We start from the raw sequence: 26378 nt of genomic DNA, 5'->3' as shown, positions 1-26378 counted from the left end.
AAAAGGCCCCTGGGCAGGGGCCTTGGTCGATGGGAGTGCGGCAGGCGTCAGCCCTGGCGCTGCTCCTGGGCCATGCAGGCTGCGGCGGTGAACAGCACGTCGGTCGACGAGTTCAACGCCGTTTCGGCGGAATCCTGCAGCACGCCGATGATGAAGCCGATGGCGACGACCTGCATGGCCACATCGTTGGAGATGCCGAACAGCGAGCAGGCCAGGGGGATCAGCAGCAGAGATCCACCGGCCACGCCCGAGGCGCCGCAGGCGCAGACCGAGGCCACCACGCACAGCAGGATGGCCGTGGGCATGTCGACCGCGATGCCGACGGTGTGGGCCGCCGCCAGCGACAGCACGCTGATGGTGATGGCCGCACCGGCCATGTTGATGGTGGCGCCCAGGGGAATGGCCACGCTGTAGGTGTTCTCATCCAGGTTCAGGCGCTTGGCGATGGCCAGGTTCACGGGGATGTTGGCGGCCGAGCTGCGCGTGAAGAAGGCCGTGACACCGCTTTCGCGCAGACACATCCACACCAGCGGGTAGGGGTTGCGGCGGATCTGCCACCACACGATCAGGGGGTTGACGATCAGCGCCACAAACAGCATGGAGCCCAGCAGCACCGCCAGCAGGTGCACATAACCAGCCAGCACCTGGGTGCCGGTGGTGGCCACGGTGGAGGCCACCAGGCCGAAAATGCCCAGCGGCGCCAGGCGGATCACGGCCTGGATGATCAGGGTGATGCCGCTGGACAGGTCGGCCATGGCCTGGCGGGTGCTGTCCGCGCCCTTGCGCAGGGCGATGCCGATGGCAATGGCCCACACCAGGATGCCGATGTAGTTGGCATTCAGCAGGGCGTTGACCGGGTTGGCCACGGCGCTCTTGAGCAACTGGACCAACACCTCACCGATGCCGCCCGGGGCGGCCATGCCCGAGGCCGCATCCTGCAGCACCAGCGTGGAGGGAAACAGCATGCTGGCCGTCACGCCGACGATGGCGGCGGTCAGGGTGCCGACCAGGTACAGGCCCAGGATGGGGCGCAGGTGCCCGGTCTGGCCGGGGCTTTGGTTGCTGATGGCGGCAATCACCAGCACGAACACCAGGATGGGCGCCACGGCCTTGAGGGCCGAAATGAACAGGGTGCCCAAGAGCTCGACGCGCAGGGCGGCGTCCGGCCAGATCAGGGCCAACGCAATCCCCAGCACCAGGCCGATGACGATTTGCGTGACGATGCTGGTCTGCTTGGACCAGCGCAGCAGGGGGTGGAACATGATGAAAAAGCGTGCACCGAAGTCGGGAAAGTGCGCAAGTGTAGGGAGTTCGTGGATCCCTTGTCGGGTGCATGAATTCATAACTTGGCGCTATGAAGTGCCAAGGCCATACACCGGCATGAATCGAAGCCCGCTCTACAGGTATCTGTGTGCGTCCCTTGGCGCAGGGCTGCGAAGCGGGATAATCGCTGCCCTATGTCGTCCCCCAAAGTGCTTTTCGGCTTTCATGCCGTCGGCGTGCGTCTGAAGACCGCGCCCCAATCCATCATTGAAATCTATTACGAAGGCACGCGCCGCGATGCGCGCATGCGCCAGTTCTTGGAAAAAGCCAAGGAAGCCGGTGCGCGCCTGATCGAAGCCGATGCCATGCGCATCGCCAAGCTGGCCGGCAGCCACGGCCACCAGGGCGTGGCCGCGCGCGTGGACGAGGTCAAGGACACCCGCACGCTCGAAGAGCTGTTGGACGACCTGGAGGAAAGCGGGGTGCAGAACCCCTTGCTGCTGGTGCTGGATGGCGTGACCGATCCGCACAACCTGGGCGCCTGCCTGCGCGTGGCCGACGGCGCGGGCGTGCACGCCGTGATCGCGCCCAAGGACCATGCCTCGGGCATCAACGCCACGGTGGCCAAGGTGGCCAGCGGCGCGGCCGAGACCGTGCCCTACTTCATGGTGACCAACCTGGCGCGCACGCTCAAGGAACTCAAGGAGCGCAACATCTGGATCATCGGCACCAGCGGTGATGCTGACAAGCACCTGTACCAGGTGGACCTCAAGGGTCCCGTGGCCCTGGTGCTGGGCGCCGAGGGCGACGGCATGCGCCAACTGACCCGCAAGACCTGCGACGAGCTGATCAGCATTCCCATGCAAGGTGCCGTGGAAAGCCTGAACGTGTCCGTGGCCAGCGGCGTGTGCCTGTACGAGGCCGTGCGCCAGCGCCAGGCATAAGCACAAAAAGATAGCTGTCAGCGCTTGTCATGCCTGCGCCAGAGCCAGAAAACACAGAAATTCTGCGGCAGGTGCGCGCCTGGTTGCAGCAGGCCCGGCAAGTGACGGTGCTGACCGGCGCGGGCGTCAGTGCCGAGTCGGGGGTGCCCACGTTCCGCGACGTGCAAACCGGCATCTGGGCGCAGTTCGATCCGCAGGAGATGGCGTCGGAGCCAGGTTTTCGGGCCCACCCGCAGCGGGTCTGGCAGTGGTATGCCCACCGGCGGAACTTGGTGTCTGCGGTGCAGCCGAATGCCGCGCACCGGGCGCTGGCGCAGTTTGCTTGCCACCACCCGGGCAAGCTGCAGCTGGTGACGCAGAACGTGGACGGTCTGCACCAGCGGGCAGGCAGTCCGGAGGTGATTGCCCTGCACGGGGATTTGCTGGCCCATCAATGGCTGGACGCGGTGTGCCCGCAGTGCGATCTGGAGGCTGCCGTGCAGCGTGGGGGCGAGCCACCATCCTGTCCCACCTGCGGCAACCCGGTGCGCCCCGGCGTGGTCTGGTTTGGCGAGCACCTGCCAGCGGCGGCCCTGGCGCAGGCGGAAGCCGCGGTGCAAACCTGCGACCTGATGCTGGTGGTGGGCACCTCGGGCGTGGTCTACCCGGCAGCGGGGCTGGTCTTTCAAGCCCACCAGCAGGGAGCACGTGTGGTGGTGGTCAACCCCGATGCGACCGAGCTGGACAGGCTGGCCGATGCCTGCGTGCGCGCCACGGCGGCCCAGGCCTTGCCGCAACTGCTGCAGCTGGATGAGGGGTGTGTTTAAGGGTGGGTCTTGCCGTGCGCGGTTTGAACGGCCAACCATTCGTGGAAGCTGCCATGCAGGTGCCGGGGGATGGTCACCAGTTCCTGCTCCAGCACGCGGGCCATTTCCTGCAGGGTGGACAGCCGTGGATCCAGTCCGTTGCTTTCCAGCCGTTGCACCGTCATGCGCGACAGCCCGGCATGCTGGGCCAGTTCGGCCTGGGTCATATGACGGGCCTTGCGGATAGCGGTCAAGGCGGTGACCAGGGGGTAAGCGGGTTTGTGGTGGTCTTCGCCGGTGGCTGGGGTGGTGCTCATGCCACGACTGTAATCCGGTTTGGAGGCCGCGGTCGGCGGCCTCAGGCAAATACGTTGAGGCGTGTGCCCAGGTTGCCGTAGCGCGCCAGCTCGGGTTGGGTGTGCGCCATCGGTGTGGCTGCAGCGCTGCCCGGCGTGGCGGGATGGTCGCGTTGCGGTTGCTGCTGCTGGTTGGGGGAACGGCGCAGCTCCTGCAGCGTCAGGCTGTCGGTGACGCGGTTCTGCGCCCAAGCGTTGGTGGCGTTGCGAAGGGCGGTGGCGTAGCGTAAATCCATGGTCAGGCAGGGTCCGGTAGGAATGCCTGAACTCTAAAAGTGGAGCTCATCTTGCGGTCGATCAATAAAAAACCGATTGCCCGCTTTGTTTGGCCGATACGCGCAGGCTGGCGGGGCTGGGCCTTGGAATCAATCGGGCCAGTAGGGCAGCCAAGCAATCCGTCCCTGGCCGCCGTCGTTGAGGTGCTGGACCAGGGCTGCGCTGTGCGGCTGGGGCATGCTCCACTGCATGTCCACGCGGCTGTGGTGGCGGATGTTCTGCAACTGGGCGCCGGCCTGCTCCAGTTCGCGGCGCAGCCAGCCTTCTAGGGCATAGGGCAGGCTGCACTGCAGCGTCACCATGCGCTGCAATGTGATCTTTTCGGCCTGCAGCAAGGCCTGGGCCACGCTGTCGGTGTAGGCGCGCACCAAGCCTCCGGCGCCCAGCTTGACGCCGCCAAAATAGCGCACCACGGTGGCCAGCACGCCTTCCAGGTCGTGGTGGCGCAGGACTTCCAGCATTGGGCGGCCCGCCGTGCCACTGGGCTCGCCATCATCGACCGCAGCCGACTGGCCGCCCGCCAGCAAGGCCCAGCAAACGTGGGCGGCGCCAGGGTGGGTCTGGCGCAGGGCATCGACCACCGCCTGGGCGCTGGCGCGATCGTGCATGGGTTGCACGCAACCGATGAAGCGGCTTTTTTTGATGAGCAGTTCGCTGTGGGCTGGGCGGGCAATCGTTTGCGGCATAGGGCGGCAAGCTTAAAGGAATCCGAGGGCCGCGCTGGCGACTGGGTGAGGGTTATACCTAGGCCCCAGTGACAGTCCTTGTGAACCTTGTCCTACGGCGGCGGTTGTTCAGGCTTCTTACAGTCGAGTTCAAGGAGCGTGCCGCCATGTCCACACCACCTGCCACCCACAGCCTGTTGTCCGGTCACACCTTTGGCCGCCACCATACGCAGCACCAGCCACTGTCTGCGCCCTTGCAGCAGGGGCAAGCCTCCAATGTGGCGAAGATGGGTGGCGATGCACCGCAGGCAGTGCAAGCCCAGGCTGGCCCCACGCCATGTGACCTGGACCATCTGGTGCGCAGCATCGGGGAGTGGTGAGCGTGAGATTTCCGCATAAAAGCCGCCAATGAGGGCGGCTTTTTGATGGGTGGGCTTACTCGTCCGGTTGTTGCGGGCTGAAGATTTCCCAGCAGGCGATGAACAGGGCGGCGATGGCTGGGCCGATCACGAAGCCGGTGAGCCCGAAAATCGACATGCCCCCCAAGGTGGTGATGAGCACAATGTAGTCAGGCAGCTTGGTGTCCTTGCCAACGAGTATGGGGCGCAGGATGTTGTCCACCAGCCCGATCACCACCACGCCATAGGTGGCCAGCACCAGGCCCTGGGTGACGCTGCCGGTGGCCATGAAGTAGATGGAGACCGGCCCCCAGATCAGGCTGGCGCCCACGGCGGGCAGCAGCGACAGGAAGGCCATCAGTACCCCCCAGAGCACAGCGCCCTGGATGTCCAGAATCCAGAAGATCAGGCCACCCAGTGCCCCCTGGGCGCAGGCAACCACCAGGTTGCCCTTGACGGTGGCGCGGATGACGGTGGCGAACTTGTCGGCCAGGGCTTGCTTGTGCTCGCGTTCCATTGGAATGGCGTTGCGCACGCGCTGTGCGAGGCGGGTGCCGTCGCGCAGCAGAAAGAACAGTAGGTACAGCATGATGCCGAAGCTCACCACAAAGCCCAGCGTGTTCTGGCCCAGTTCCACGGCCTTGCCCGCGATCAGCTTGCCGGCTTCGGCGGCCACGCTGGAGAGCTTGCTCTGGATTTCCTGGGTTGACGCCAAGTTGATGCGTTGCAGCAAATCTTTCATCCACGCGGGCATGGCGGCACTGATCTGCTGGAAGTAGGTGCCGAAGTCCAGCTGCCCCGTCGACATGCGGTTGTAGATGATCACGGTTTCGCTGACCACGGATGTGGCGATTAGCACTAGCGGCAGGATGACTCCCAGCAGACAGAGCGCCAAAGTGACCAGGGTGGCCAGGTTGGGCTTGCTGGGCATGCGCTGCAAAAGGCGCTTGTTCAGTGGGTGGAACAGGATGGCCAGCGCCAGGGCCCAGAAGATGGCGCCGATGAAGGGCCACAGAATCACGCCGAATCCCGCGCTGACTGCAATCAAGAGAAGCAAGAAGGTGCGGTTGGTGGTCTTTTCAGAGGGCATGGCCAAATGGATGGGGCTGAGGGGGCTCGGCTGGTGCGATGTTCAAGCGCAGACTGTACGCGACTTGCTTATTGCCGAAACTATGCTGCAGGCGGTTTTACATAAGAAATATGTTTTGAGGAGCATTTCAGGCACGTGTTTGTTGCAATGCACGATGAAATTCCTCAACTCTTACATAAGACCTTCACAAACGAATTGTGCTTTCGATGGCACAATGGCGCAGCAACAACAGGCCCTTCCTTTGCCACAGTCGCATCCGCCAATCGGTACAGCCGTGTCGCGGGAGGTTTACCAACCAGCTAAAGCTTTCTCCAGGAAAGCGAAGGTCAGCGGAATATGAGCGATCAGCCCACTGTCTACCAAGCCTATCAAGGCAACACCTATCTCTTCGGCGGCAATGCCCCTTACGTCGAAGAAATGTATGAGAACTATCTGGCCAACCCTGGCAGCGTTCCCGATTCCTGGCGCGAATACTTCGACGCCCTGCAGCACGTTCCTGCAGTCGATGGATCCAACGCCAAAGACATTCCCCACCAGCCCGTCATCAATGCTTTCGCTGAGCGCGCCAAGCAAGGCGGCACCAAGGTGGTCGTGGCTTCCGGTGCCGACTCCGAACTCGGGCGCAAGCGCACCGCGGTACAACAGCTGATTGCGGCCTATCGCAACGTCGGCCAACGCTGGGCCGATCTGGACCCCCTCAAGCGCACTGAGCGCCCTGAAATTCCTGAACTCGATCCTGCGTTCTACGGCTTCACCGATGCCGACCAGGAAACCGTGTTCAACGTGGGCAACACCTTCTTCGGCAAGGAAACCATGTCCTTGCGCGAGTTGCTCAACGCATTGCGCGAGACCTACTGCGGCACCATCGGTGTCGAGTACATGTACACCACCGACCAGGTGCAAAAGCGCTGGTGGCAGCAACGCCTGGAGTCCATCCGCTCCAAGCCTGCTTTCAATGCCGACCAGAAAAAGCGCATCCTGGACCGCCTGACTGCGGCCGAAGGCCTGGAACGCTACCTGCACACCAAGTATGTGGGCCAGAAGCGCTTCTCGCTGGAAGGCGGGGAGTCTTTCATCGTGGCGATGGACGAGCTGATCAATGCGGCCGGTGCCAAGGGTGTCCAGGAAGTGGTCATCGGCATGGCCCACCGTGGCCGTCTGAACGTGCTGGTCAACACCCTGGGCAAGATGCCCAAGGACCTGTTCGCCGAATTCGAGCACACTGCGCCCGAAGATCTGCCCGCAGGTGACGTGAAGTACCACCAGGGCTTCAGCTCCGACGTGTCGACCATCGGCGGCCCCGTGCATCTGTCGCTGGCGTTCAACCCTTCCCACCTGGAAATCGTGAACCCTGTGGTCGAAGGTTCGGTGCGTTCGCGCATGGACCGTCGCAACGACCCCGAAGGCAAGCAGGTGATGCCTGTGCTGGTGCACGGCGATGCCGCTTTCGCCGGCCAAGGTGTGAACCAGGAAACCCTGGCACTGATGCAGACCCGTGGTTATTCCACCGGCGGCACCGTGCACCTGATCATTAACAACCAGATCGGTTTCACCACCTCTGACCCCCGCGACAAGGGTTCGACCACCTACTGCACCGACATCGTGAAGATGGTCGAGTCGCCCGTGCTGCACGTGAACGGTGATGATCCCGAAGCCGTGGCACTGAGCATGCAACTGGCCCTGGACTACCGCATGGAGTTCCAGCAGGACGTGGTGGTGGACATCGTCTGCTTCCGCAAGCTGGGCCACAACGAGCAAGATACGCCTGCGCTGACCCAGCCTCTGATGTACAAGAAGATCGCGGCCCACCCTGGCACGCGCAAGCTGTATGCCGACAAGCTGGCAGCCCAAGGCCTGGGCGAGACCCTGGGTGACGACATGGCCAAGGCCTACCGCGCTGCCATGGACGAAGGCCGTCACACCCAGGAAGTGGTGCTGACCAACTTCAAGAGCCAGTACGCGGTCGACTGGAGCCCCTTCCTGGGCAAGAAATGGACCGATGCCGGCGATACCGCGATTCCTCTGGCCGAATGGAAGCGTCTGGCCGAGAAGATCACCACGCTGCCCGAGACCGTCAACCCCCACTCCCTGGTGAAGAAGGTGGTGGACGACCGCGCCGCCATGGGCCGCGGCGAAGTCAACGTGGACTGGGGCATGGGTGAGCACATGGCCTTCGCATCGCTGGTGGCCTCGGGCTACCCCGTGCGTCTGTCTGGAGAAGACTGCGGCCGTGGCACCTTCACCCACCGCCACGCCGTGATCCACGATCAAAAGCGTGAAAAGTGGAACGAAGGCACCTACATCCCGCTGCAGAACGTGGCCGAGAACCAGGCGCCCTTCGTCGTCATCGACTCCATCCTGTCCGAAGAGGCAGTGCTGGGCTTTGAATACGGCTACGCCTCCAACGATCCCAATACCCTCGTGATCTGGGAAGCCCAGTTCGGCGACTTCGCCAACGGCGCCCAGGTGGTGATCGACCAGTTCATCGCCTCCGGCGAAGTGAAGTGGGGCCGTGTCAACGGTCTGACCATGATGCTGCCCCACGGCTACGAAGGCCAGGGCCCCGAGCACAGCTCGGCGCGTCTGGAGCGCTTCCTGCAACTGGCGGCCGACACCAACATGCAGATCGTGCAGCCCACCACGGCCAGCCAGATCTTCCACGTGCTGCGTCGCCAGATGGTGCGCAACCTGCGCAAGCCTTTGGTGATCATGACGCCCAAGTCGCTGCTGCGTAACAAGGATGCGACATCGCCGCTGACCGAGTTCACCTCCGGTGGGTTCCAGACCGTGATCCCAGAGCGCGATGCCGCCGTCGTTGCCAAGGCCGACAAGGTCAAGCGCATCATCGCTTGCTCCGGCAAGGTCTACTACGATCTGGTGAAGAAGCGTGCCGAGAAGGAAGTGGACGATGTCGCCATCATCCGCGTGGAACAGCTGTACCCCTTCCCGCACAAGGCCTTCGAGGCCGAAGTCAAGAAGTACGCCAATGCCAAGGAACTGGTGTGGTGCCAGGACGAGCCACAAAACCAAGGCGCGTGGTTCTTTATCCAGCACAACATCTACGAGAACATGCAAGAAGGCCAGAAGCTGGGTTACGCCGGTCGTGCAGCCTCTGCATCGCCAGCTGTGGGTTATGCCCACTTGCACGCTGAGCAGCAAAAGAACCTGGTGGAAGCCGCGTTCGCCAAGCTCAAAGGCTTTGTCCTGACCAAGTAATCCAGGCACAACCCCTGCTTAGGCAGGGGCGTCCCCCACTTTTTGGAAAGAATTCAAAATGGCAATCGTAGAAGTTAAAGTCCCCCAGCTGTCCGAGTCCATCGCCGAAGCGACCATGCTGACTTGGAAGAAGAAGCCCGGCGAAGCTGTCGCCGTGGACGAAATCCTGATCGAAATCGAAACCGACAAGGTCGTGCTGGAAGTGCCTGCCCCCGCTGCTGGCGTGCTGACCGAAATCGTGCAAGGTGACGGTGCCACCGTGACCGCCGACCAGCTGATCGCCAAGATCGACACCGAAGCCGTGGCCGGCGCTGCCGCACCTGCGGCTGCAGCCCCTGCCGCCGCCGCTGCACCGGTTGCTGCGCCTGCCGCTGCCGCCAACAAGGGCGATGTGGCCATGCCTGCTGCTGCCAAGCTGCTGGCCGAGAACAACCTGTCCGCCGCCAATGTGGCTGGCACAGGCAAGGATGGCCGTGTGACCAAGGGTGATGCCCTGTCCGCCATCAAGGCGGGCGCCAGCATCCCCACGGGCGCTCCCAAGGCTGCCTTGCCCCAGGTGGCAGCACCTGCCGTCAAGGAAGACCTGTCGGGTCGCCCCGAGCAGCGCGTGCCCATGACACGTCTGCGTGCCCGTGTGGCCGAGCGTCTGCTGCAGTCGCAATCCACCAACGCCATCCTGACGACGTTCAACGAAATCAACATGGCGCCCGTGATGGCGCTGCGCAAGAAGTTCCAGGACGACTTCACCAAGGAACACGGAGTGAAGCTGGGCTTCATGTCCTTCTTCGTGAAGGCAGCCGTGCATGCCCTGAAGAAGTACCCCGTGCTGAACGCTTCGGTGGACGGTAACGACATCGTCTACCACGGCTACTTCGACATCGGTATCGCCGTGGGTTCGCCCCGTGGCCTGGTGGTGCCCATCCTGCGCAACGCCGACCAGATGAGCTTTGCCGACATCGAAAAGAAGATCGCTGAATTCGGCAAGAAGGCAGCCGACGGCAAGCTGGGCATTGAAGAGATGACCGGTGGCACCTTCTCGATCTCCAACGGCGGTACCTTCGGCTCGATGATGTCCACCCCCATCATCAACCCCCCACAGTCCGCCATCCTGGGCGTGCACGCCACCAAGGACCGCGCCGTGGTCGAAAACGGCCAGGTCGTGGTGCGCCCCATGAACTACTTCGCCATGTCGTATGACCACCGCATCATCGACGGCCGCGAAGCCGTGCTGGGCCTGGTGGCCATGAAGGACGCGCTGGAAGATCCTTCCCGCCTGCTGTTCGACCTGTAATTCCCACAGGGTTCGAACCTCGACGAAAACCCACCCTCGGCCACGCCCTGCGGTGGGTTTTTTCAAGCACCTGACACACAGAGATTTTGAGTTATGAGCAAGCAATTTGACGTTATCGTGATCGGCGCCGGCCCCGGCGGCTACATCGCCGCCATCCGCGCGGCCCAGCTGGGCAAGAACGTGGCCTGTATCGACGCTTGGTCGACCACGGCCGGCACGCCCGCACCCGGCGGCACCTGCACCAACGTGGGTTGCATTCCCTCCAAGGCGCTGCTGCAGTCGTCCGAGCACTTTGAACACGCCAAGCTGCACTTTGCCGACCACGGCATCAGCACGGGCGAAGTGGCCATGGACGTCAGCAAGATGATCGCCCGCAAGGACGCCATCGTGAAGCAGAACAACGACGGCATCCTGTACCTGTTCAAGAAGAACAAGGTCACCTTCTTCCACGGTACGGCTTCGTTCGTGAAGGCCGTGGACGGCGGCTATGAGATCAAGGTGGCCGGCAAGGCCGAAGAAACCCTGGTCGGCGCACAGATCGTGGTGGCCACCGGCTCGAACGCCCGTGCCTTGCCCGGCCTGCCTTTCGACGAAGACAAGGTGCTGTCCAACGACGGCGCGCTGCGCGTGGGCGCCACGCCCAAGAAGCTGGCGCTGATCGGTGCGGGCGTGATCGGCCTGGAAATGGGCTCCGTATGGCGCCGCCTGGGTGCCGAAGTGACCGTGCTGGAAGGTGCACCCGCCTTCCTGTCGGCGGTCGACGAGCAGATCGCCAAGGAAGCCAAGAAGTCCTTCGATAAGCAAGGCCTGAAGATTGAGCTGGGCGTGAAGATCGGCAACGTCGACACCTCCGGTGCCGGCGTGAAGCTGGAATACACCAACGCCAAGGGCGAAGCCCAGGTGCTGGAAGCCGACAAGCTGGTGGTGTCGATCGGCCGCGTGCCCAACACCAACGGTCTGAACGCCGAGGCCGTGGGCCTGGAGCTGGACGAGCGCGGTGCCATCGTGGTCGATGGCGATTGCAAGACCAACCTGCCCGGCGTGTGGGCGGTGGGTGACGTGGTGCGCGGCCCCATGCTGGCGCACAAGGCCGAGGAAGAGGGCGTGGCCGTGGCAGAGCGCATTGCCGGCCAGCACGGTCACGTGAACTTCGCCACCATCCCTTGGGTGATCTACACCAGCCCTGAAATCGCCTGGGTGGGTCGTACCGAGCAGCAACTGAAGGCCGACGGCGTGAAGTACAAGGCCGGCTCCTTCCCGTTCCTGGCCAATGGCCGTGCGCGCGCCCTGGGTGACACCACCGGCATGGTGAAGTTCCTGGCCGATGCCGAGACCGACGAAATCCTGGGCGTGCACATGGTGGGCCCCATGGTGTCCGAGCTGATCTCCGAAGCCGTGGTGGCCATGGAGTTCAAGGCCTCGAGCGAAGACATCGCCCGCATCTGCCACGCCCACCCCTCGCTGTCGGAAGCGACCAAGGAAGCTGCCCTGGCCGTGGACAAGCGTACGCTGAACTTCTAAACCAAGTTTCAAGCCGTAAATAGCTGCCAGCGCCCGTGGATAGGGCGCTGGCAGCTATTTTTTTGGGGGGATGCTGAGTGATCCAGGGCCAGGGCCAGGGCCAGGGGCAAAAGGCATTCCGACAATAGGAGGCATGCAGGTCCTGCGGATGCATCCGGCGGCCGTGCAGACCGCAGGCTGGCGTCTGCAGCGTGCGCAGGGCAGGTCTCAGGGGCGGCGCAGGCTGGCTGGGTACCAGAAGTCGCGGAACATGTCGCTGCCATACGACTGGCCGTCATAGCGCAGCACGGTGCGCACCCGGCGCTGGCGGGTCTGCCCGGCCGCGCCGTCGCGCACTTCGTGCTGCGTAACGTGCGCGGTCAGGGACAGGTCGGCGAAGCCATGGCGGCTGGTCTTTTCCACGGCCAGGGTGATTCGGGCCTCTTCGCTGCGCTGCAAGCGCTCTTGCAGCATGCACGGTGTGCCCACGATGCTGATCCAGCCCCGCAGGTTGGTGCCCAGCACGGGGCGCAGTTGCGGGCCTTCGCGCACCCACAGCGTCAGCTCGGAGCTGGCATTCGCGTCGCCGCAGCGTGAGCCCAGGGCGTGGCTGTGGAACACCGTGCCGAAGGCGCGCACGCTGGGGCTGAGTCTGTAGCGCGCCGTGTCGATGTGGTAGCGGCCCACGGCGGTGGTGGCGTCCTCTTCAATCTGCGAGCGGTGGGCGGCGACCACCGCGCCGTGCTCGACCAGGGCCACCACCTGCAGCTTGCTGCCGTCGCCCTGGGTGGGGCCTTCCTGCAAGGTGTCGAAGGCGATGGCCGCGATGGTGGTCTCCGGCGCATCGGGCAGGGGCTTGCAGGCCGCTGCCGCGATCAGGCCACCTGGCGTCTCCCACGGCACCAGTGGGCCGCTGACGCCGGCCCAGCGTGCCACGGCGGCGATGGTGCTGGGGGCGCAGGCCTGTTCGTCGTCTGCCCAAGCGGAAGGGCTGGCAGCGGCCGCGGCCAGCAGGACCGCGATCGACAGGGTGGGGTGGCGCAGGAGATGGGGGAGGTGCATGGAAGGCGGGAGAGGGGGCGCTGCAGCGACCGCCGTGCTGGCACGCAAGCGCCTGTGCAGGCGGCTAGAATGCAGGTTTGTCGTTGGCTCGACATGATACCCACAAGCCCCTGCGGATCTGCTGTCCGCGCGCCTGCTGCGACGCCGTGCACCGATGGACCTGTGTCGCGTGCCCCCATCCTCGCCTCCTTCCCCCTGAGACTTGGCTGAACGCGAGTGCATGCTTGAGCCATGGACCCGTGTTGGAGGTAGAAGGTGAATGTGAGACAAGCGTACGAGGCCGAGCTGGCTGCCAAGGGCTTTACCGCCGATCCTGCGCAGCTGCGCGCCGTAGATGCGTTGCAGCGCTGCGCCGATGACTGGGCGGCTTACAAATCCAAGCGCTCGAATGCGATCAAGAAGCTGTTCCAGAAGCCGGAAATTCCGCGCGGCGTCTATATGTACGGCGGGGTCGGACGGGGCAAGAGCTTCCTGATGGACTGCTTTTTCAATGCCGTGCCGATCAAGCGCAAGGTGCGCCTGCACTTCCACGAATTCATGCGCGAAGTGCACCGCGAGCTGCATCTGCTGCAAGGCACGCAGAACCCGCTGGATGCGCTGGGTGCCAAGATCGCCAAGCGCTACAAGCTGATCTGCTTTGACGAGTTCCACGTGGCCGACATCACCGACGCCATGATCCTGCACCGCCTGCTGGTGTCGCTGTTCGACAATGGCGTGGGCTTTGTCACCACCTCCAACTTCACGCCCGACGGGCTGTACCCTGACGGGCTGCACCGCGACCGTATCCTGCCGGCGATCGACCTGCTCAACGCCCGCATGGACGTGGTCAACGTGGACAACGGCACGGACTACCGCCGCCGCACGCTGGAGATGGTCCAGCTCTACCACTGCCCGCTGGGGCCGCAGGCGGACGCCTCGATGAAGGATGCGTTTGAGAAGCTGGCCGATGTGCCCGACGAGAAGCCGGTCTTCAAGATCGAGTCGCGTGAACTCAAGCCCCTGCGCCGCGCTGGTGGCGTGATCTGGTTCGACTTCCGCGAACTGTGCGACAACCCGCGCTCGCAGAACGATTACCTGGAAATCGCCTCGCAGTTCCATACCGTGCTGCTGTCCAACGTGCCCTACATGCCGGTCAACATGGCCTCGCCGGCGCGCCGCTTCACCTGGCTGGTGGACGTGCTCTACGACCGGCGCGTCAAGCTGATCATGTCGGCCGCCGTGCCGCCCGAGCAGCTGTACACCGAAGGCCCGTTGGCCCACGAGTTTCCGCGTACAGTGTCACGCTTGAACGAAATGCAATCCCAGGAGTTCCTGGCGCTGGAGCGCCGGGTGGTGGACACCGGGCTGACCTGATTTGAAAGCTATGACATCTGCTTGCTTGTTGACGCGTACGGGCTGCTGGCTGACCCTGGGTTGGCTGGCGTTTTCGGTCCAGGCCCAGCCTGTGCCCGCGGCCGATGCCGCACCATCCCCGCAGGAGCTGCAACAGCGCGCGCAGCAGCGTGCACAGGAGCGCCAGGACATCCTGCACAGGCGGTCCCAGATCGACGCCCGCAGGGTGGAGGGCGAGAAAGCCTGCTGGCAGCGCTTTGCGGTGGACAACTGCCTGCGTGAGGTCCGCGCCCAGGCGCGCGAGCAGGACACGGCGCTGCGCGAGCGCGAGCTGCGCATCAACAGCGAGGAGCGCCAGGAAAAGGCCAGCGAGCGCCTGCGGGCCATCGAGCAAAAGCAGCGCGAAAAGCATGCGCCGGCGCCCATGACCTCCAGCACCAAGCAGGGCGCCCAGCCGGCGGTCAAGACGCCGGCGGAGCTGGCCCGTGAGCAGCAGGAGCGCCAGACCGCGGCCCAGCAGCGGGCTGCCGCCCAGGCGCAGCGCGAGGCGGCGCACACCGCCGGGGCGGCCGAGCGCGAGGCCAAGTCCGAGGCTGAGCGGGCCCAGCGCGTGCAGGCGCTGCAGGACAAGCAAAAGGCGGCCGAGGCGCGCCGCGCCCGTGGCGCAGAACCGCGCCGTGGCGAACCTTTGCCCACCCCCAAGGGCTTGCCGCAGCCTTGAAAAAGAGGAACTGTTGGCGCAAGCCTATCGAGCGTTTCACATGGTTTTATAGGTGAAACGCCTGCAAAACCTGCGCAGCCAGCTCACTTTTTATTGAAAACACCTTGCTGCCCCTGAACCTGCACGACCAAGTGGCCGCCGCCTTTGTCCAGGATGGCTGGCTGGCGCGTGCAGAGCCGCACTTTCGCCCACGCCCCGGCCAGACGGCCATGGCCCTGGCCGTGGCGCGCACCGTGGAAGACGGCGGCGTGCTGGTGGTCGAGGCGGGCACCGGCGTCGGCAAGACCTTCTCCTACCTGGTGCCGGCCCTGCTCAGTGGCCAGCGGGTGCTGATTTCCACGGCCACCAAGGCGCTGCAAGACCAGCTGTTCCTGCGCGATGTGCCGCGCCTGGTCCAGGCCCTGGGCCTGCCCCTGCGGGTGGCGCGGCTCAAGGGGCGTTCCAGCTACCTGTGCTTGCACCGCCTGGGCCAGGTGCACCAAAGCCGGGTGCCGCTGGACCCGCAGGTGCTGCGCGCCGTGGCGCGGGTGCAGGACTGGTCGCACGGCACCCGCAGCGGTGATCTGGCCGAGCTGCCGGGCTGGGTGGAAAACTCCACCGTCGCGGCCATGGTGACGTCGACCAAGGACAACTGCGTGGGCAGCGCCTGCGCCCACTGGGAGCAGTGCCACGTCAACACCGCACGCGCCCAGGCCCTGGCCGCCGATGTGTGCGTGGTCAACCACCACCTGTTCTTTGCCGACATGGAGGTGCGCGATTCCGGCGTGGCGCAGTTGCTGCCCTCGGCCGGCGTCGTGGTGCTGGACGAGGCGCACCAGCTCAATGAAACCGGCATCCAGTTTGCCGGCTGGACCCTGGGCACGCGCCAGCTGCAGGGCTACATCAAGGATGTGCTGGCGGATGTGACCCTGCATGCGCGTGGGCTGGCCGACTGGATGCAGCTGCTGGCACAGCTGGAGCAGGCCATCAACGCCTGGCGTGCCGTCGGGGGCGCATGCCCGCCCGGCAGTCGCCTGCGCTGGCTGGGCGTGGCGCCGGAGGGCTTGCCCGAGGCCAGCTGGCGCCAGGGGCTGCATGCCGTGGGCCAGGCCCTGCGCGCGCTGCTGCTGGCCTTGGCCAAGGTGGCGGAAACCGCCCGCGCCCTGTTGCCGCTGTACGAGCGCGGTGCGCGCCTGCTGTCCCAGCTGGCCAGCTTTGCCCAGCCGGTGCCCGATGACGCCGTGCGCTGGCTGGAGGTGACGCGCCAGCACCTGAAGCTGATGGAGTCGCCGCTGAGCATTGCGCGGCTGATGCGCGCGCACATGGAACCTGAGGCGCAGGAAGAGGGGGGCACGCCGCCGGCGGCACCCCGTGCCTGGATCTTCACCTCGGCCACGCTGGGGGATGACGCGGACCTGCGCTGGTTCACGGAAACCTGCGGCCTGCGCGCGGCCCAGGTGCTCAAGGTGGACAGTCCGTTCGACTATGCCCGACAGGCCGTGCTGTACGTGCCCGAAGACATGCCCGAGCCCGCGCAGCAGGCCGCCCACAGTGCCGCCGTGGCGCAGCTGGCGGCCGAAGGGGCCCTGGCGCTGGGTGGGCGCACGCTGGTGCTGACCACCACGCTCAAGGCGCTGGACAGCATTGGCCAACACCTGCAGCAGCGCTTGGGCCTGCTGGAGCCGGTGGATGTGCTGGTCCAGGGGCAGAGCCCCAAGCATGTGCTGATGGAGCGTTTTCGTGCTGGCACTGTCCAGGGGCGCGGTTGCGTGCTGGTGGCCTCGTCGACCTTCTGGGAAGGGGTGGACATTCCGGGTGATGCGCTGCAGCTGGTGGTGATCGACAAGCTGCCATTTCCGCCGCCGGACGATCCGCTGGTGGAGGCGCGCTCGCGCCAGCTGGAGGCGGTCGGTCGTAGCCCGTTTGCCGACTACATGCTGCCGGAGGCGGCCATGGCCTTGAAGCAGGGCGCGGGCCGCCTGATCCGGCGTGAAACCGACCGCGGCATCCTGGTGGTGGCCGATGTGCGTCTGCGCACCAAGGCCTATGGCCGGCGGCTCGTCCAGGCCTTGCCGGCGATGCACCGGATTGGCTCGACCGCAGCCTGGCGCCAGGCCCTGGCCCGGCTGGCCGAGGGGGCATCGCCGGTCGAGGAGGTCTGACGGGCAGTTGCGCGGTGCCCGGCTGTGCGGCGTGCGCTTGCTCCGCAGTCGTCATCGGGAGCCTAAAAAGCAAAATGCCCGCGTGGTAGCGGGCATTCGGGCAAGCGGGTTGGGCTTGCGGTATTTGGTAGGCGCGATTGGATTCGAACCAACGACCCCCACCATGTCAAGGTGGTGCTCTAACCAACTGAGCTACGCGCCTGTGTTTGTTCGAAGCACAAACTATAGCAGCTTTCTAAGTGCCTTCAGGGCAAATGCGCAAAAAATTCCAGTGAAAAAAGGGTGGTGCACTGGGCGGTCCACCCTGGCCATCACCAGAGTTTCCACCAGGGGCCTTTTTTCTGGGTGGTCTTGGTGGCGTCGGGCGCATTCGCAAAGTTGGCCTCGCGCACGCGCTTGGCGTCGTCGCGCAGGTCGTTCATGCCCAGTTTGTCGTAGGAGTTGACGAGGATGTCCAGCGCTTCCTGGCTGGCGGGCACGCCCTGGTAGTCGGCCAACGCGGCCTGGGCGCGGGCGATCGCTGCCACATAAGCGCCGCGGTTGTAGTAGTAGCGGGCCACGTGCACTTCGTACTGCGCCAGCGAATTGATGATGTAGGTCATGCGCTGGCGGGCATCGGGGGCGTAGCGCGAAGCTGGGAAGCGGCTGGTCAGCTCATGGAAGGACTCGTAGGAGTCTTTGGCGGCCTTCTGGTCACGCTCGGACAGATCCTGGCGCGACAGCCAGGCAAACATGCCAAGGTTGTCGTTGAAGTTCACCAAGCCCTTGAGGTACAGCGCGTAGTCGATGGCGGGGCTGGTGGGGTGCAGGCGGATGAAGCGGTCCAGCGTGGCATGGGCCTGCTCTTTTTCACCGGCCTTGTACTGGGCGTAGGCCTTCTCGATCTGGGCCTGCTGGGCCAGCGGGGTGCCCGCAGCGCGGCCTTCCAGCTTTTCGAACAGCGGCACGGCCTTGTCGAAGGCGCCGGCCGTGGCTTCGTCCCGGGCTTCGGTGTAGATGCGATCGGGGGACCAGTTTGCTGTGGGGTCTTCTTTGGTCGAAGAGCAACCAGCCAGCAGGCCGGCTGCAAACGCAGCAGCAAGAACAGGTCGTGAAATACGCAGCATGACAAACAGCTTTCGGGCAGAAGTTGAAACGAGTTCCGAGTCGGGCCGCCCAGGGACAGCCCGCAATCCGTAATGTGAGGTGCATTGTATAGGGCTAAATCTGGTCTCCCGAAAGCGCATGGCCTCCGTGAATGGCTGTGGGCATGGCGGCGGCTTGGTCAAGGAGGCTTCGTCTTTTTCTACAATCTGCCCCATATGTTTGTTCACTTGCGCCTGCACACCGAGTTCTCCGTCGTCGATGGAACTTGTCGTATCAATGACGTTATCAACGCTGCGGCGGCGGACAGCCAGCCCGCGCTGGCCATTACCGATCTGAACAACCTGTTCGGGGCGCTGAAGTTCTACAAGGCCGGCAGGGGCAAGGGCGTGAAGCCCATCCTGGGCGCGGAGCTCAACATGGAAGGGCTGGCGGGCGGGCCCACCAGCCGGGTGCTGGTGCTGGTGCAAAGCCAGCATGGCTACCACAACCTGTCGGAAATCCTGGCGCGGGGCTGGACCGGCAATGTCTCCAAGGTCCAGGCGCAGCCGTTTTTCAAATGGGAGTGGTTGCAGGAACTGGGCGAGGGCCTGCTGCTGCTGTCCGGGGCGAACGCCGGGCCGATCGGTCAGGCCTTGCTGCGGGGGGACACCCAAGGCGCGGCGAACATGGCGCTGCAGCTGGCGAGCATGTTCCCGCACCGCTTTTACCTGGAGTTGCAGCGCGCCGGGCGCAGCGAGGACGAAAAGCTGGTGATGCAGACCGTGCAGCTGGCGGCGCGCCTGCACCTGCCGGTGGTGGCCACGCACCCGATCCAGTTCTACAAGCCGACGGATTACGAATCCCACGAAACTCGGGTGTGCATTTCCGAAGGTGAGGTGCTGGGCAATCCCAAGCGGGTGCGCCGGTTCACGCGGGAGCAGTATTTCAAGAGCAGCGCCGACATGGAGCAGCTGTTCGCCGACATTCCCTCGGCCATCGAGAACACGGTGGAAATCGCCCGCCGCTGCAGCGTCTCCCTGCTGCTGGGCAAGTATTTCCTGCCGGACTTCCCCACGCCGAACGGCATGTCGATCACGGACTATTTCCGCCATGCCTCGTTCGAGGGGCTGGAAGAGCGCCTGGTGCTGCTGTTCCCCGATGCCGCCGTGCGCAACGCCAAGCGCCCGCAGTACGTGGAACGCCTGGAGTTTGAGCTGGGCATCATTTTGAAGATGGGCTTTCCCGGCTACTTCCTGATCGTGGCGGACTTCATCAACTGGGCCAAGAACAACGGCTGCCCGGTGGGCCCGGGCCGTGGCTCGGGGGCGGGCTCGCTGGTGGCCTATGTGCTCCAGATCACGGACCTGGATCCCATCCACTACAACCTGCTGTTCGAACGTTTCCTGAACCCCGAGCGGGTTTCCATGCCCGACTTCGACGTGGACTTCTGCCAGGCCAACCGCGACCGGGTGATCGACTACGTGAAGGACCGCTACGGTCGCAATGCGGTCAGCCAGATCGCGACCTTCGGCACCATGGCCGCACGGGCGGTGATCCGCGACGTGGGCCGGGCCATGGACATGAGCTACACCTTCTGTGACGGCATCTCCAAGCTGATCCCGAACAAGCCGGGCTTGCACGTCACCCTGAAGTACCCGCCCAATCCCAAGAAGGAGGGCGACAAGTACACCTATGCGATCGAGGCGGAGCCCGTGCTGGCGCAGCGCATCGAGCAGGAGGAAGACGTCAAGAACCTGATCGAGCTGGCGCAAAAGCTCGAAGGCATGACCCGCAACATCGGCATGCACGCCGGGGGTGTGGTGATCGCACCGGGCAAGCTAACGGATTTTTGCCCCTTGTACCAGCAGCCGGGCAGCGATTCGGCCGTGGCGATGTTCGACAAGGACGACGTGGAGCAGATTGGCCTGGTGAAGTTCGACTTCTTGGGCCTGGCCACGCTGACCATCCTGGAGATCGCGCGCGAGTTCATCATGAAGCGCCACAAGGGCCAGGAGCACTTCCGCTTCGAGGAAATCCCGCTGGACGACTACCCGACCTACAAGCTGTTCCAGGAGGGCAAGACCGAGGCCGTGTTCCAGTTTGAATCGCGCGGCATGCAGGGCATGTTGCGCGATGCCAAGCCTTCGCGCCTGGAAGACCTGATCGCGCTGAACGCGCTGTACCGTCCCGGCCCCATGGACCTGATCCCGTCCTTTGTGGCGCGCAAGCACGGGCGCGAGCAGATCGAGTACCCGCACCCGCTGGTGGAGCAGGTGCTGGCCGAAACCTACGGCATCATGGTCTACCAAGAGCAGGTGATGCAGACGGCCCAGGTGCTGGGCGGTTATTCGCTGGGCGGCGCCGACTTGCTGCGCCGGGCCATGGGCAAGAAGAAGGTGGAGGAAATGGTCAAGCACCGTGCCACCTTCTGCGAGGGCGCGGCCAAGCAGGGCATCGATGAGCACAAGGCCGGTGAAGTGTTCGACCTGATGGAGAAATTCGCGGGTTACGGCTTCAACAAGTCGCACGCGGCCGCCTATTCGCTGCTGGCCTACCACACGGCTTGGCTCAAGGTGCACTACACGGCGGAATTTTTCTGCGGGAATATGACCGTGGAAATGGACAACACCGACAAACTCAAGGTGCTGTACGAAGATGCGCTGAAGATGGGCATGAGCTTCGAGATGCCCGACGTCAACCGCGGCGTGTACCGCTTTGAGCCCGTCACGGACCAGGTCATCCGCTATGGCCTGGGTGCGATCAAGGGCACCGGCCAGCAGGCGATCGAAGCCATCATCGCCGCGCGCGAAGGCCAGGGTGTGGGTCCGGACGGGCATGTCAAGGGACCCTTCAAGAGCCTGTGCGACTTCTGTGCGCGCGTGGACCGCAGCAAGCTGAACAAGCGCACGCTGGAGGCCCTGATCAAGGCAGGGGCCTTCGACAGCATCCACCTGGACCGCGCGGCGCTGGTGGCCTCGGTCGACCATGCGTTCGAGTACGCGAACGCCCAACTGGCGAATGCCAACCAGGGCGGCCTGTTCGACATGATGGGCGACGATGCCCAGGGCTCCAGCACCCAGGAGCCGGCACTGGCCGAAGTCCTGCCCTGGGGCGTCAAGGAGCGCCTGACGCAGGAAAAGCTGGCGGTGGGTTTTTACCTGTCGGGCCACCTCTTCGACGAGGTGGAGCACGAAGTGCGCAACTTCCTGCGCACCCCGTTGAGCGAGCTGGGCGACAGCCGCGAGCCGCAGTTGCTGGCCGGCATCGTGAGTGATCTGCGTGTGATCAACGGCCAGCGCGGCAAGCTGTGCCTGTTCAAGCTGGACGACAAGAGTGCGGTGCTGGAGGCCTCGGTGGACGAGGCCACGCTGAATGCCCACAGTGATCTGCTCAAGGACGACGAGTTCGTGGTGCTCAGCGGTCGCGTGCAGCACGACCACTTCAGTGGCGGCTTGCGCATCAAGGCGCAGAACGTGTTCAGCCTGGCCGATGCGCGCTGCCGCTTTGCGCGCTATCTGCAGGTGGATGCGGCCCACAAGCTGCCGGATGTGCAGCGCCTGCTGCGGGAGTTCCCGGCGCAGCGCGAGGTCACGCCAGAGGGCGAACTGCGGCGTGGCCTGCGCGTGCGCCTGGGCGTGCGCTGCGAGGCCGATGGCATGGCGGCCTTGGCCGAAGTCGATCTGGGCGAGCAGCACAAGTTCTACCCCAGCGATGCGGCCCTGGCGGCATGGCGTGCCGAAGTCGGCACGGCCAGCTGCCAACTGGTGTGGCGCAACGCTTGAGGCCGCCGTCCTCAGACCCCATGTAGGCTTGCAGCTTGCAGTGTCCTACATGATGTTTCTTGAAATATCCCTAATCGCTCCCAATTCAGCCCAGGAAGAATGAGCTTGGGCAGATCGCTAGAATGAAATTCATGGCTACCCCACAAATTCCGCACCGCCCCGCCTCGCCTGACCCCATCTCTCGGGAGGACGATGACCAGGCCGTGGTGCTGGAGCGGCGCACGCAAAAGCTGGCGCCACCCCCGATGTACCAAGTAGTCATGCTGAATGACGACTTCACACCGATGGAGTTCGTGATCGTGGTGTTACAGGAATTCTTTGGCAAAGACCGGGAACAGGCGACGCAAATCATGCTCAAAATCCATATGGATGGACGGGGCGTATGTGGTGTTTATTCCAGGGACATTGCAGCCACCAAGGTGGACCAGGTGATGCAAGCAGCCCAGCAGGCGGGTCATCCGTTGCAAGCTGTCAGCGAGCCTATTGAATAAATGGCAATTGCCCCGACCTACCAAGTTAGTCAAGTAACCCGCAAGCACAAAGGAGCGAACGCATGATTGCCCAAGAACTGGAAGTCAGCTTGCACATGGCGTTTGTTGAAGCGCGTCAACAACGTCACGAATTCATAACCGTGGAGCACCTGCTGCAGGCCCTGCTGGACAACCCCAGTGCGTCCGATGTCCTGCGCGCCTGCTCCGCCAACATTGATGACCTGCGTGCTTCTCTGAGCAACTTCATCAAGGACAACACCCCCCAGGTCGCCGGCACGGAAGAGGTCGACACGCAGCCCACGCTGGGTTTCCAGCGGGTGATCCAGCGCGCCATCATGCACGTGCAGTCCACCGGCAACGGCAAGAAGGAGGTGACGGGTGCCAACGTGCTGGTCGCGATCTTCGGCGAGAAGGACTCCCACGCCGTCTACTATCTGCACCAGCAGGGGGTGACGCGCCTGGACGTGGTGAACTACATTGCCCACGGCATCCGCAAGAGCGATCCGCCCGAACCCGCCAAGTCCGACAACGGCATGGAGGGCGAAGAAGCATCCATGGGCAACGAGCGTTCCGAGAAGGCGTCGCCGCTGGAGCAGTACACGCTCAATCTGAACCAGGCCGCCAAGGAAGGCAAGATCGATCCGCTGATCGGCCGCGACTACGAAGTCGAGCGCACCATCCAGATCCTGTGCCGCCGCCGCAAGAACAACCCGCTGCTGGTGGGTGAGGCTGGCGTGGGCAAGACCGCGATTGCCGAGGGCCTGGCCTGGCGCATCACCGAGGGCACGGTGCCCGAGGTGCTGTCCGAAGCCGTGGTCTATTCGCTGGACATGGGCGCGCTGCTGGCGGGCACCAAGTACCGCGGCGACTTCGAGCAACGCCTCAAGGGCGTGCTCAAGACGCTCAAGGAAAAGCCCAATGCCATCCTGTTCATCGACGAGATCCACACCCTGATCGGTGCCGGTGCGGCCTCGGGCGGTACGCTGGATGCATCCAACCTGCTCAAGCCCGCCCTGTCCAGCGGCCAGCTCAAGTGCATTGGCGCCACCACGTTCACCGAGTACCGCGGTATCTTCGAGAAGGACTCGGCCCTGTCGCGCCGCTTCCAGAAGGTGGATGTGGTTGAGCCGACCGTCCCAGAGACCATTGAAATCCTCAAGGGCCTTAAGCCCCGCTTCGAAGAGCACCACGGCGTGAAGTACGCGACCGAGGCACTGCAGGCGGCAGCCGAGCTGTCGGCCAAGTACATCAATGACCGCCACCTGCCCGACAAGGCCATTGACGTGATCGACGAGGCCGGTGCCGCCCAGCGCGTGATGGAAGTCAGCAAGCGCAAGGGCACGATCGGCCGCCTGGAGGTTGAGGAAATTGTGGCCAAGATCGCCCGGATTCCCCCTGCCAACGTCTCCAACGACGACCGCAGCAAGCTGCAGACGCTGGAGCGCGACCTCAAGAGCGTGGTGTTCGGTCAGGACAAGGCCCTGGAAGTGCTGGCCAGCGCTGTCAAGATGGCGCGCTCCGGCCTGGGCAAGCCCGAGAAGCCAATTGGCTCCTTCCTGTTCTCCGGCCCGACCGGTGTCGGCAAGACGGAAGCCGCCAAGCAGCTGGCCTACATCCTGGGGGTGGACTTGATCCGCTTCGACATGTCCGAGTACATGGAGCGCCATGCCGTCAGTCGCCTGATTGGTGCACCTCCGGGCTATGTGGGCTACGACCAGGGTGGTCTGCTGACCGAGGCCATCACCAAGAAGCCGCATTCGGTGCTGCTGCTGGATGAAATCGAGAAGGCGCACCCCGACATTTTCAACGTGCTGCTGCAGGTCATGGACCACGGCACGCTGACAGACAACAACGGGCGCAAGGCCGACTTCCGCAACGTGATCATCATCATGACCACGAATGCCGGGGCCGAGACCATGCAGAAGGCGACCATCGGCTTCACGACACAGCGCCAGCCCGGCGACGAAATGGGCGACATCAAGCGCCTGTTCACGCCCGAGTTCCGCAACCGCTTGGACGCCATTGTCAGCTTCAAGCCGCTGGACGAACAGATCATCCTGCGCGTGGTGGACAAGTTCCTGCTGCAGCTGGAGCAACAGCTGGCCGAGAAGAAGGTGGAAGTCACCTTCACCGACAAGCTGCGCAAGCATCTGGCGGCCAAGGGCTTCGATCCTTCGATGGGCGCACGCCCGATGCAGCGCCTGATCCAGGACACCATCCGCCGCTCGCTGGCCGACGAACTGCTGTTCGGTCGTCTGGTCAACGGTGGTCGCCTGGAAGTGGACTGGGATGCTGCCGCCAACAACGGCGTGGGCGATGTGCTGCTGGAGATCAGCAGCGTGCCGCAGGCGGAGACCAAGTCGGAGCCCGCCGAGCCTGAAGAGGCGGCCGCTGCAGACTGAGCGTCTGGCGCGCAGCCAAAAGCCGACAGTGTCCGCACTGTCGGCTTTTTTTGTGTCGGCAAGGCGGTGGCTACCGGGCAGGCAGGCTACAGTCTGTGCCCATATCAGAAGGAGGAGATGTGGACGCGATATCACCCTGGTTGACGCGCGAGCATGTCGTCGGGCTGCTGTCCATCCTCTGGCCTGCCTATGTGGCCGTGGTCGGGGTGTGGATCGTGCTCCAGCGCCGCGCGCCGGTGGCCACGCTCAGCTGGTTGCTGTCAATGGCGGTGATTCCGGTGCTGGGGCTGGTGATCTATTACTTCCTGGGCCCACGGCGGCTCAAGCGCCAGCGTCTGCGGCGCCTGCGCAGCCGCCGCCGTTCGCGCGTGCGCGGCAGCATGGCGCGGCTCAAGGAGAAGGTGCCGCAAGCCCCCGAGCGCCTGCACCAGGTGGTCAAGCTGGTGGCCGCGGCCACGAATTTCCCCGTCAGCACCGCCGACCGGGTCGAGCTGCTGGTGGGCGGCGCCGCCACCTTCGACAGCATCCTGGCGGCCGTGCGCCAGGCGCGCCAGCACATCCATCTGGAGTACTACATTTTCGAGCCCGACCGTACCGGGCTGGGCCTGATCGCGGCGCTGTGTGAGAAGGCGCGCGAAGGCGTGGCCGTGCGCCTGCTGGTGGACGCCCTGGGTTCCAAGCGCCTGGCGCGGCGGCATTACGCGCCGCTGGAGGCCGCGGGCGGCGAGGTGGCGCTGTTCCACCCCACGCGCCTGGGGCGGCGCGTGCGGCCGGTCATCAATTTCCGCAGCCACCGCAAGATCGTGGTGATCGACGGGCGCATCGGCTACACCGGTGGCGTGAACATCACCGACGAGGAGGACAAACGCATCCAGTCCGATGCCTACCACGACGTCCACGTGCGGCTGGAGGGGCCGGTGGTCAACTGGCTGCAGACGGTGTTCCTCGAGGACTGGGCCTATGCGCTGGACTATGCGCGCAAGACCGAACCCCGCGACTGGGAGGCCCTGCTGCCCGAGCTGCCCGATGGCGACCAGGTGGTGCAGATCATGACCTCGGGCCCGGACAGCAACATGGAGGCCATCCACCGCGTGCACGTTGCAGCCATCCATGCCGCGCACCAACGCGTATGGCTGACCACGCCGTACTTCGTGCCCACCGAGGCGGCCATGCTGGCGCTGACCAATGCCGCCTTGCGCGGGGTGGACGTGTGCCTGCTGGTGCCGGAAAAATCGGATTCGCGCATCGTCACCGCCGCGGCGCGCTCCTACTTTGACGAGCTGATCGCCTGCCGCGTCAAGGTGTACGAGTACCACGCCAGCATGCTGCACTCCAAGACCATGCTGGTGGACGACATGGTGGGCATCATCGGCACGGCCAATTTCGACAACCGCAGCTTCCGTCTGAACTACGAGGTCTGCGCCGTGGTCTATGGCGAAAGTTTTGCCGCCAAGCTGGAGCAGCAGTTCTACGAAGACCTCCAGCACGCCCGGCGCGTGGGCTATGCACGGCCCCAGCACTTCCTGCAGCGCCTGGGCGACTCGCTGGCGCGGCTGTGCTCGCCGCTGTTGTAGCGGCTGCTATTTATCCAGGAGCTT

Annotated in this window: 21 protein-coding genes and 1 tRNA gene; 14 read left to right on the top strand and 8 right to left on the bottom strand. The window is 64.4% G+C overall.

Annotated features, from left to right (window positions below; translation table 11 throughout):
* Window positions 1-47 precede the first annotated feature (47 nt).
* On the bottom strand, window positions 48-1262 hold the full coding sequence (sstT, locus tag KAQ61_RS07730; protein WP_043383477.1) for a serine/threonine transporter SstT: 1215 nt from the start codon (window positions 1260-1262) through the stop codon (window positions 48-50).
* Between the two features lie 195 nt (window positions 1263-1457).
* On the opposite strand from sstT, the gene rlmB reads away from it, so the two are divergent.
* Both rlmB and KAQ61_RS07720 read left to right on the top strand, forming a co-directional pair.
* Window positions 1458-2207 (top strand): 23S rRNA (guanosine(2251)-2'-O)-methyltransferase RlmB, encoded by a 750-nt coding sequence (gene rlmB, locus KAQ61_RS07725; RefSeq protein ID WP_045266852.1) that lies wholly within the window; start codon window positions 1458-1460, stop codon window positions 2205-2207.
* Between the two features lie 71 nt (window positions 2208-2278).
* A complete protein-coding gene (locus tag KAQ61_RS07720) occupies window positions 2279-3013 on the top strand; it encodes an SIR2 family NAD-dependent protein deacylase (RefSeq protein ID WP_420839396.1) in 735 nt (244 codons plus the stop codon).
* Here the strand turns inward: KAQ61_RS07720 and KAQ61_RS07715 are convergent.
* The 3 genes from KAQ61_RS07715 to KAQ61_RS07705 form a co-directional block, all read right to left on the bottom strand.
* Window positions 3010-3309, bottom strand: a complete 300-nt coding sequence (locus KAQ61_RS07715) for a helix-turn-helix domain-containing protein (RefSeq protein ID WP_210931184.1) — start codon at window positions 3307-3309, stop codon at window positions 3010-3012. The genes KAQ61_RS07720 and KAQ61_RS07715 overlap by 4 nt on opposite strands.
* Before the next feature lie 41 nt (window positions 3310-3350).
* Window positions 3351-3584: a hypothetical protein gene (locus KAQ61_RS07710; protein ID WP_210931182.1), complete on the bottom strand. Its 234-nt coding sequence runs from the start codon at window positions 3582-3584 to the stop codon at window positions 3351-3353.
* 129 nt (window positions 3585-3713) lie between these two features.
* Window positions 3714-4310 (bottom strand): IMPACT family protein, encoded by a 597-nt coding sequence (locus KAQ61_RS07705; protein WP_154163865.1) that lies wholly within the window; start codon window positions 4308-4310, stop codon window positions 3714-3716.
* A gap of 146 nt (window positions 4311-4456) precedes the next feature.
* Here KAQ61_RS07705 and KAQ61_RS07700 point away from each other — a divergent pair, with 146 nt between their 5' ends.
* Window positions 4457-4669, top strand: coding sequence for a hypothetical protein (locus KAQ61_RS07700; RefSeq protein WP_210931180.1), 213 nt, complete (start codon window positions 4457-4459; stop codon window positions 4667-4669).
* A 55-nt stretch (window positions 4670-4724) separates the two neighbouring features.
* Here the strand turns inward: KAQ61_RS07700 and KAQ61_RS07695 are convergent, their stop codons facing one another.
* Window positions 4725-5777, bottom strand: coding sequence for an AI-2E family transporter (locus KAQ61_RS07695; protein WP_042416429.1), 1053 nt, complete (start codon window positions 5775-5777; stop codon window positions 4725-4727).
* Between KAQ61_RS07695 and KAQ61_RS07690 the strand changes: the two genes are divergently transcribed.
* From KAQ61_RS07690 to lpdA, 4 genes are all read left to right on the top strand, one after another.
* Window positions 5776-6117, top strand: a complete 342-nt coding sequence (locus KAQ61_RS07690) for a hypothetical protein (protein WP_210931178.1) — start codon at window positions 5776-5778, stop codon at window positions 6115-6117. The genes KAQ61_RS07695 and KAQ61_RS07690 overlap by 2 nt on opposite strands.
* Window positions 6114-8993, top strand: coding sequence for a 2-oxoglutarate dehydrogenase E1 component (locus KAQ61_RS07685; RefSeq protein ID WP_043383450.1), 2880 nt, complete (start codon window positions 6114-6116; stop codon window positions 8991-8993). Before KAQ61_RS07690 ends, KAQ61_RS07685 begins: the two co-directional genes overlap by 4 nt.
* Window positions 8994-9051: 58 nt before the next feature.
* Window positions 9052-10284, top strand: a complete 1233-nt coding sequence (odhB, locus tag KAQ61_RS07680; RefSeq protein WP_042418532.1) for a 2-oxoglutarate dehydrogenase complex dihydrolipoyllysine-residue succinyltransferase — start codon at window positions 9052-9054, stop codon at window positions 10282-10284.
* A 93-nt stretch (window positions 10285-10377) separates the two neighbouring features.
* A complete protein-coding gene (lpdA, locus tag KAQ61_RS07675; protein ID WP_210931176.1) occupies window positions 10378-11805 on the top strand; it encodes a dihydrolipoyl dehydrogenase in 1428 nt (475 codons plus the stop codon).
* 207 nt (window positions 11806-12012) lie between these two features.
* On the opposite strand, the gene KAQ61_RS07670 is transcribed toward lpdA, so the two are convergent.
* Window positions 12013-12846 carry a PA3715 family protein gene (locus tag KAQ61_RS07670; protein ID WP_210931174.1) on the bottom strand — a complete coding sequence of 278 codons (834 nt, stop codon included), beginning with the start codon at window positions 12844-12846 and terminating at the stop codon, window positions 12013-12015.
* 255 nt (window positions 12847-13101) lie between these two features.
* Here KAQ61_RS07670 and zapE point away from each other — a divergent pair, with 255 nt between their 5' ends.
* The 3 genes from zapE to KAQ61_RS07655 all read left to right on the top strand — a co-directional run bounded on the left by zapE (window position 13102) and on the right by KAQ61_RS07655 (window position 17040).
* Window positions 13102-14199: a cell division protein ZapE gene (gene zapE, locus KAQ61_RS07665; protein WP_042418527.1), complete on the top strand. Its 1098-nt coding sequence runs from the start codon at window positions 13102-13104 to the stop codon at window positions 14197-14199.
* Window positions 14200-14209: 10 nt separating this feature from the next.
* A complete protein-coding gene (locus KAQ61_RS07660) occupies window positions 14210-14899 on the top strand; it encodes a hypothetical protein (protein WP_210931172.1) in 690 nt (229 codons plus the stop codon).
* 107 nt (window positions 14900-15006) lie between these two features.
* Window positions 15007-17040: a DNA repair helicase YoaA gene (locus tag KAQ61_RS07655; RefSeq protein ID WP_244983064.1), complete on the top strand. Its 2034-nt coding sequence runs from the start codon at window positions 15007-15009 to the stop codon at window positions 17038-17040.
* A 125-nt stretch (window positions 17041-17165) separates the two neighbouring features.
* Here KAQ61_RS07655 and KAQ61_RS07650 read toward each other — a convergent pair.
* Window positions 17166-17242, bottom strand: a tRNA-Val gene (locus tag KAQ61_RS07650).
* Window positions 17243-17351: 109 nt separating this feature from the next.
* Window positions 17352-18146: an outer membrane protein assembly factor BamD gene (locus KAQ61_RS07645; RefSeq protein WP_183302511.1), complete on the bottom strand. Its 795-nt coding sequence runs from the start codon at window positions 18144-18146 to the stop codon at window positions 17352-17354.
* Window positions 18147-18341: 195 nt separating this feature from the next.
* Here KAQ61_RS07645 and dnaE point away from each other — a divergent pair, with 195 nt between their 5' ends.
* The 4 genes from dnaE (at window position 18342) to cls (ending at window position 26354) form a co-directional block, all read left to right on the top strand.
* Window positions 18342-21887: a DNA polymerase III subunit alpha gene (gene dnaE, locus KAQ61_RS07640; protein WP_210931170.1), complete on the top strand. Its 3546-nt coding sequence runs from the start codon at window positions 18342-18344 to the stop codon at window positions 21885-21887.
* Window positions 21888-22018: 131 nt separating this feature from the next.
* Complete coding sequence (gene clpS, locus KAQ61_RS07635; protein ID WP_081889018.1) at window positions 22019-22378, top strand: ATP-dependent Clp protease adapter ClpS; 360 nt, start codon at window positions 22019-22021, stop codon at window positions 22376-22378.
* Window positions 22379-22440: 62 nt separating this feature from the next.
* Window positions 22441-24780 carry an ATP-dependent Clp protease ATP-binding subunit ClpA gene (gene clpA, locus KAQ61_RS07630; protein WP_042418521.1) on the top strand — a complete coding sequence of 780 codons (2340 nt, stop codon included), beginning with the start codon at window positions 22441-22443 and terminating at the stop codon, window positions 24778-24780.
* A 119-nt stretch (window positions 24781-24899) separates the two neighbouring features.
* Window positions 24900-26354, top strand: coding sequence for a cardiolipin synthase (cls, locus tag KAQ61_RS07625; protein WP_210931168.1), 1455 nt, complete (start codon window positions 24900-24902; stop codon window positions 26352-26354).
* The last annotated feature ends 24 nt before the right edge of the window (window positions 26355-26378 follow it).

This window comes from Comamonas aquatica, from assembly GCF_018064205.1.
GTDB classification, from domain to species: Bacteria; Pseudomonadota; Gammaproteobacteria; order Burkholderiales; family Burkholderiaceae_C; genus Comamonas; species Comamonas aquatica.
Note: the sequence above shows the minus strand (reverse complement) of the source record. Positions and strands in the feature narration are given on the sequence as shown.

Excerpts from the sequence above, each read along its gene's own strand:
- KAQ61_RS07715 (WP_210931184.1), bottom strand. The coding sequence starts at position 3,309 with ATGAGCACCACCCCAGCCACCGGCGAAGACCACCACAAACCCGCTTAC.
- KAQ61_RS07705 (WP_154163865.1), bottom strand. The coding sequence starts at position 4,310 with ATGCCGCAAACGATTGCCCGCCCAGCCCACAGCGAACTGCTCATCAAA.
- odhB (WP_042418532.1), top strand. The coding sequence starts at position 9,052 with ATGGCAATCGTAGAAGTTAAAGTCCCCCAGCTGTCCGAGTCCATCGCC.
- KAQ61_RS07685 (WP_043383450.1), top strand. The coding sequence starts at position 6,114 with ATGAGCGATCAGCCCACTGTCTACCAAGCCTATCAAGGCAACACCTAT.
- clpS (WP_081889018.1), top strand. The coding sequence starts at position 22,019 with ATGGCTACCCCACAAATTCCGCACCGCCCCGCCTCGCCTGACCCCATC.
- KAQ61_RS07710 (WP_210931182.1), bottom strand. The coding sequence starts at position 3,584 with ATGGATTTACGCTACGCCACCGCCCTTCGCAACGCCACCAACGCTTGG.
- dnaE (WP_210931170.1), top strand. The coding sequence starts at position 18,342 with ATGTTTGTTCACTTGCGCCTGCACACCGAGTTCTCCGTCGTCGATGGA.
- KAQ61_RS07690 (WP_210931178.1), top strand. The coding sequence starts at position 5,776 with ATGGCCAAATGGATGGGGCTGAGGGGGCTCGGCTGGTGCGATGTTCAA.
- KAQ61_RS07695 (WP_042416429.1), bottom strand. The coding sequence starts at position 5,777 with ATGCCCTCTGAAAAGACCACCAACCGCACCTTCTTGCTTCTCTTGATT.
- KAQ61_RS07700 (WP_210931180.1), top strand. The coding sequence starts at position 4,457 with ATGTCCACACCACCTGCCACCCACAGCCTGTTGTCCGGTCACACCTTT.
- rlmB (WP_045266852.1), top strand. The coding sequence starts at position 1,458 with ATGTCGTCCCCCAAAGTGCTTTTCGGCTTTCATGCCGTCGGCGTGCGT.
- sstT (WP_043383477.1), bottom strand. The coding sequence starts at position 1,262 with ATGTTCCACCCCCTGCTGCGCTGGTCCAAGCAGACCAGCATCGTCACG.
- lpdA (WP_210931176.1), top strand. The coding sequence starts at position 10,378 with ATGAGCAAGCAATTTGACGTTATCGTGATCGGCGCCGGCCCCGGCGGC.
- KAQ61_RS07645 (WP_183302511.1), bottom strand. The coding sequence starts at position 18,146 with ATGCTGCGTATTTCACGACCTGTTCTTGCTGCTGCGTTTGCAGCCGGC.
- KAQ61_RS07670 (WP_210931174.1), bottom strand. The coding sequence starts at position 12,846 with ATGCACCTCCCCCATCTCCTGCGCCACCCCACCCTGTCGATCGCGGTC.
- KAQ61_RS07660 (WP_210931172.1), top strand. The coding sequence starts at position 14,210 with ATGACATCTGCTTGCTTGTTGACGCGTACGGGCTGCTGGCTGACCCTG.
- clpA (WP_042418521.1), top strand. The coding sequence starts at position 22,441 with ATGATTGCCCAAGAACTGGAAGTCAGCTTGCACATGGCGTTTGTTGAA.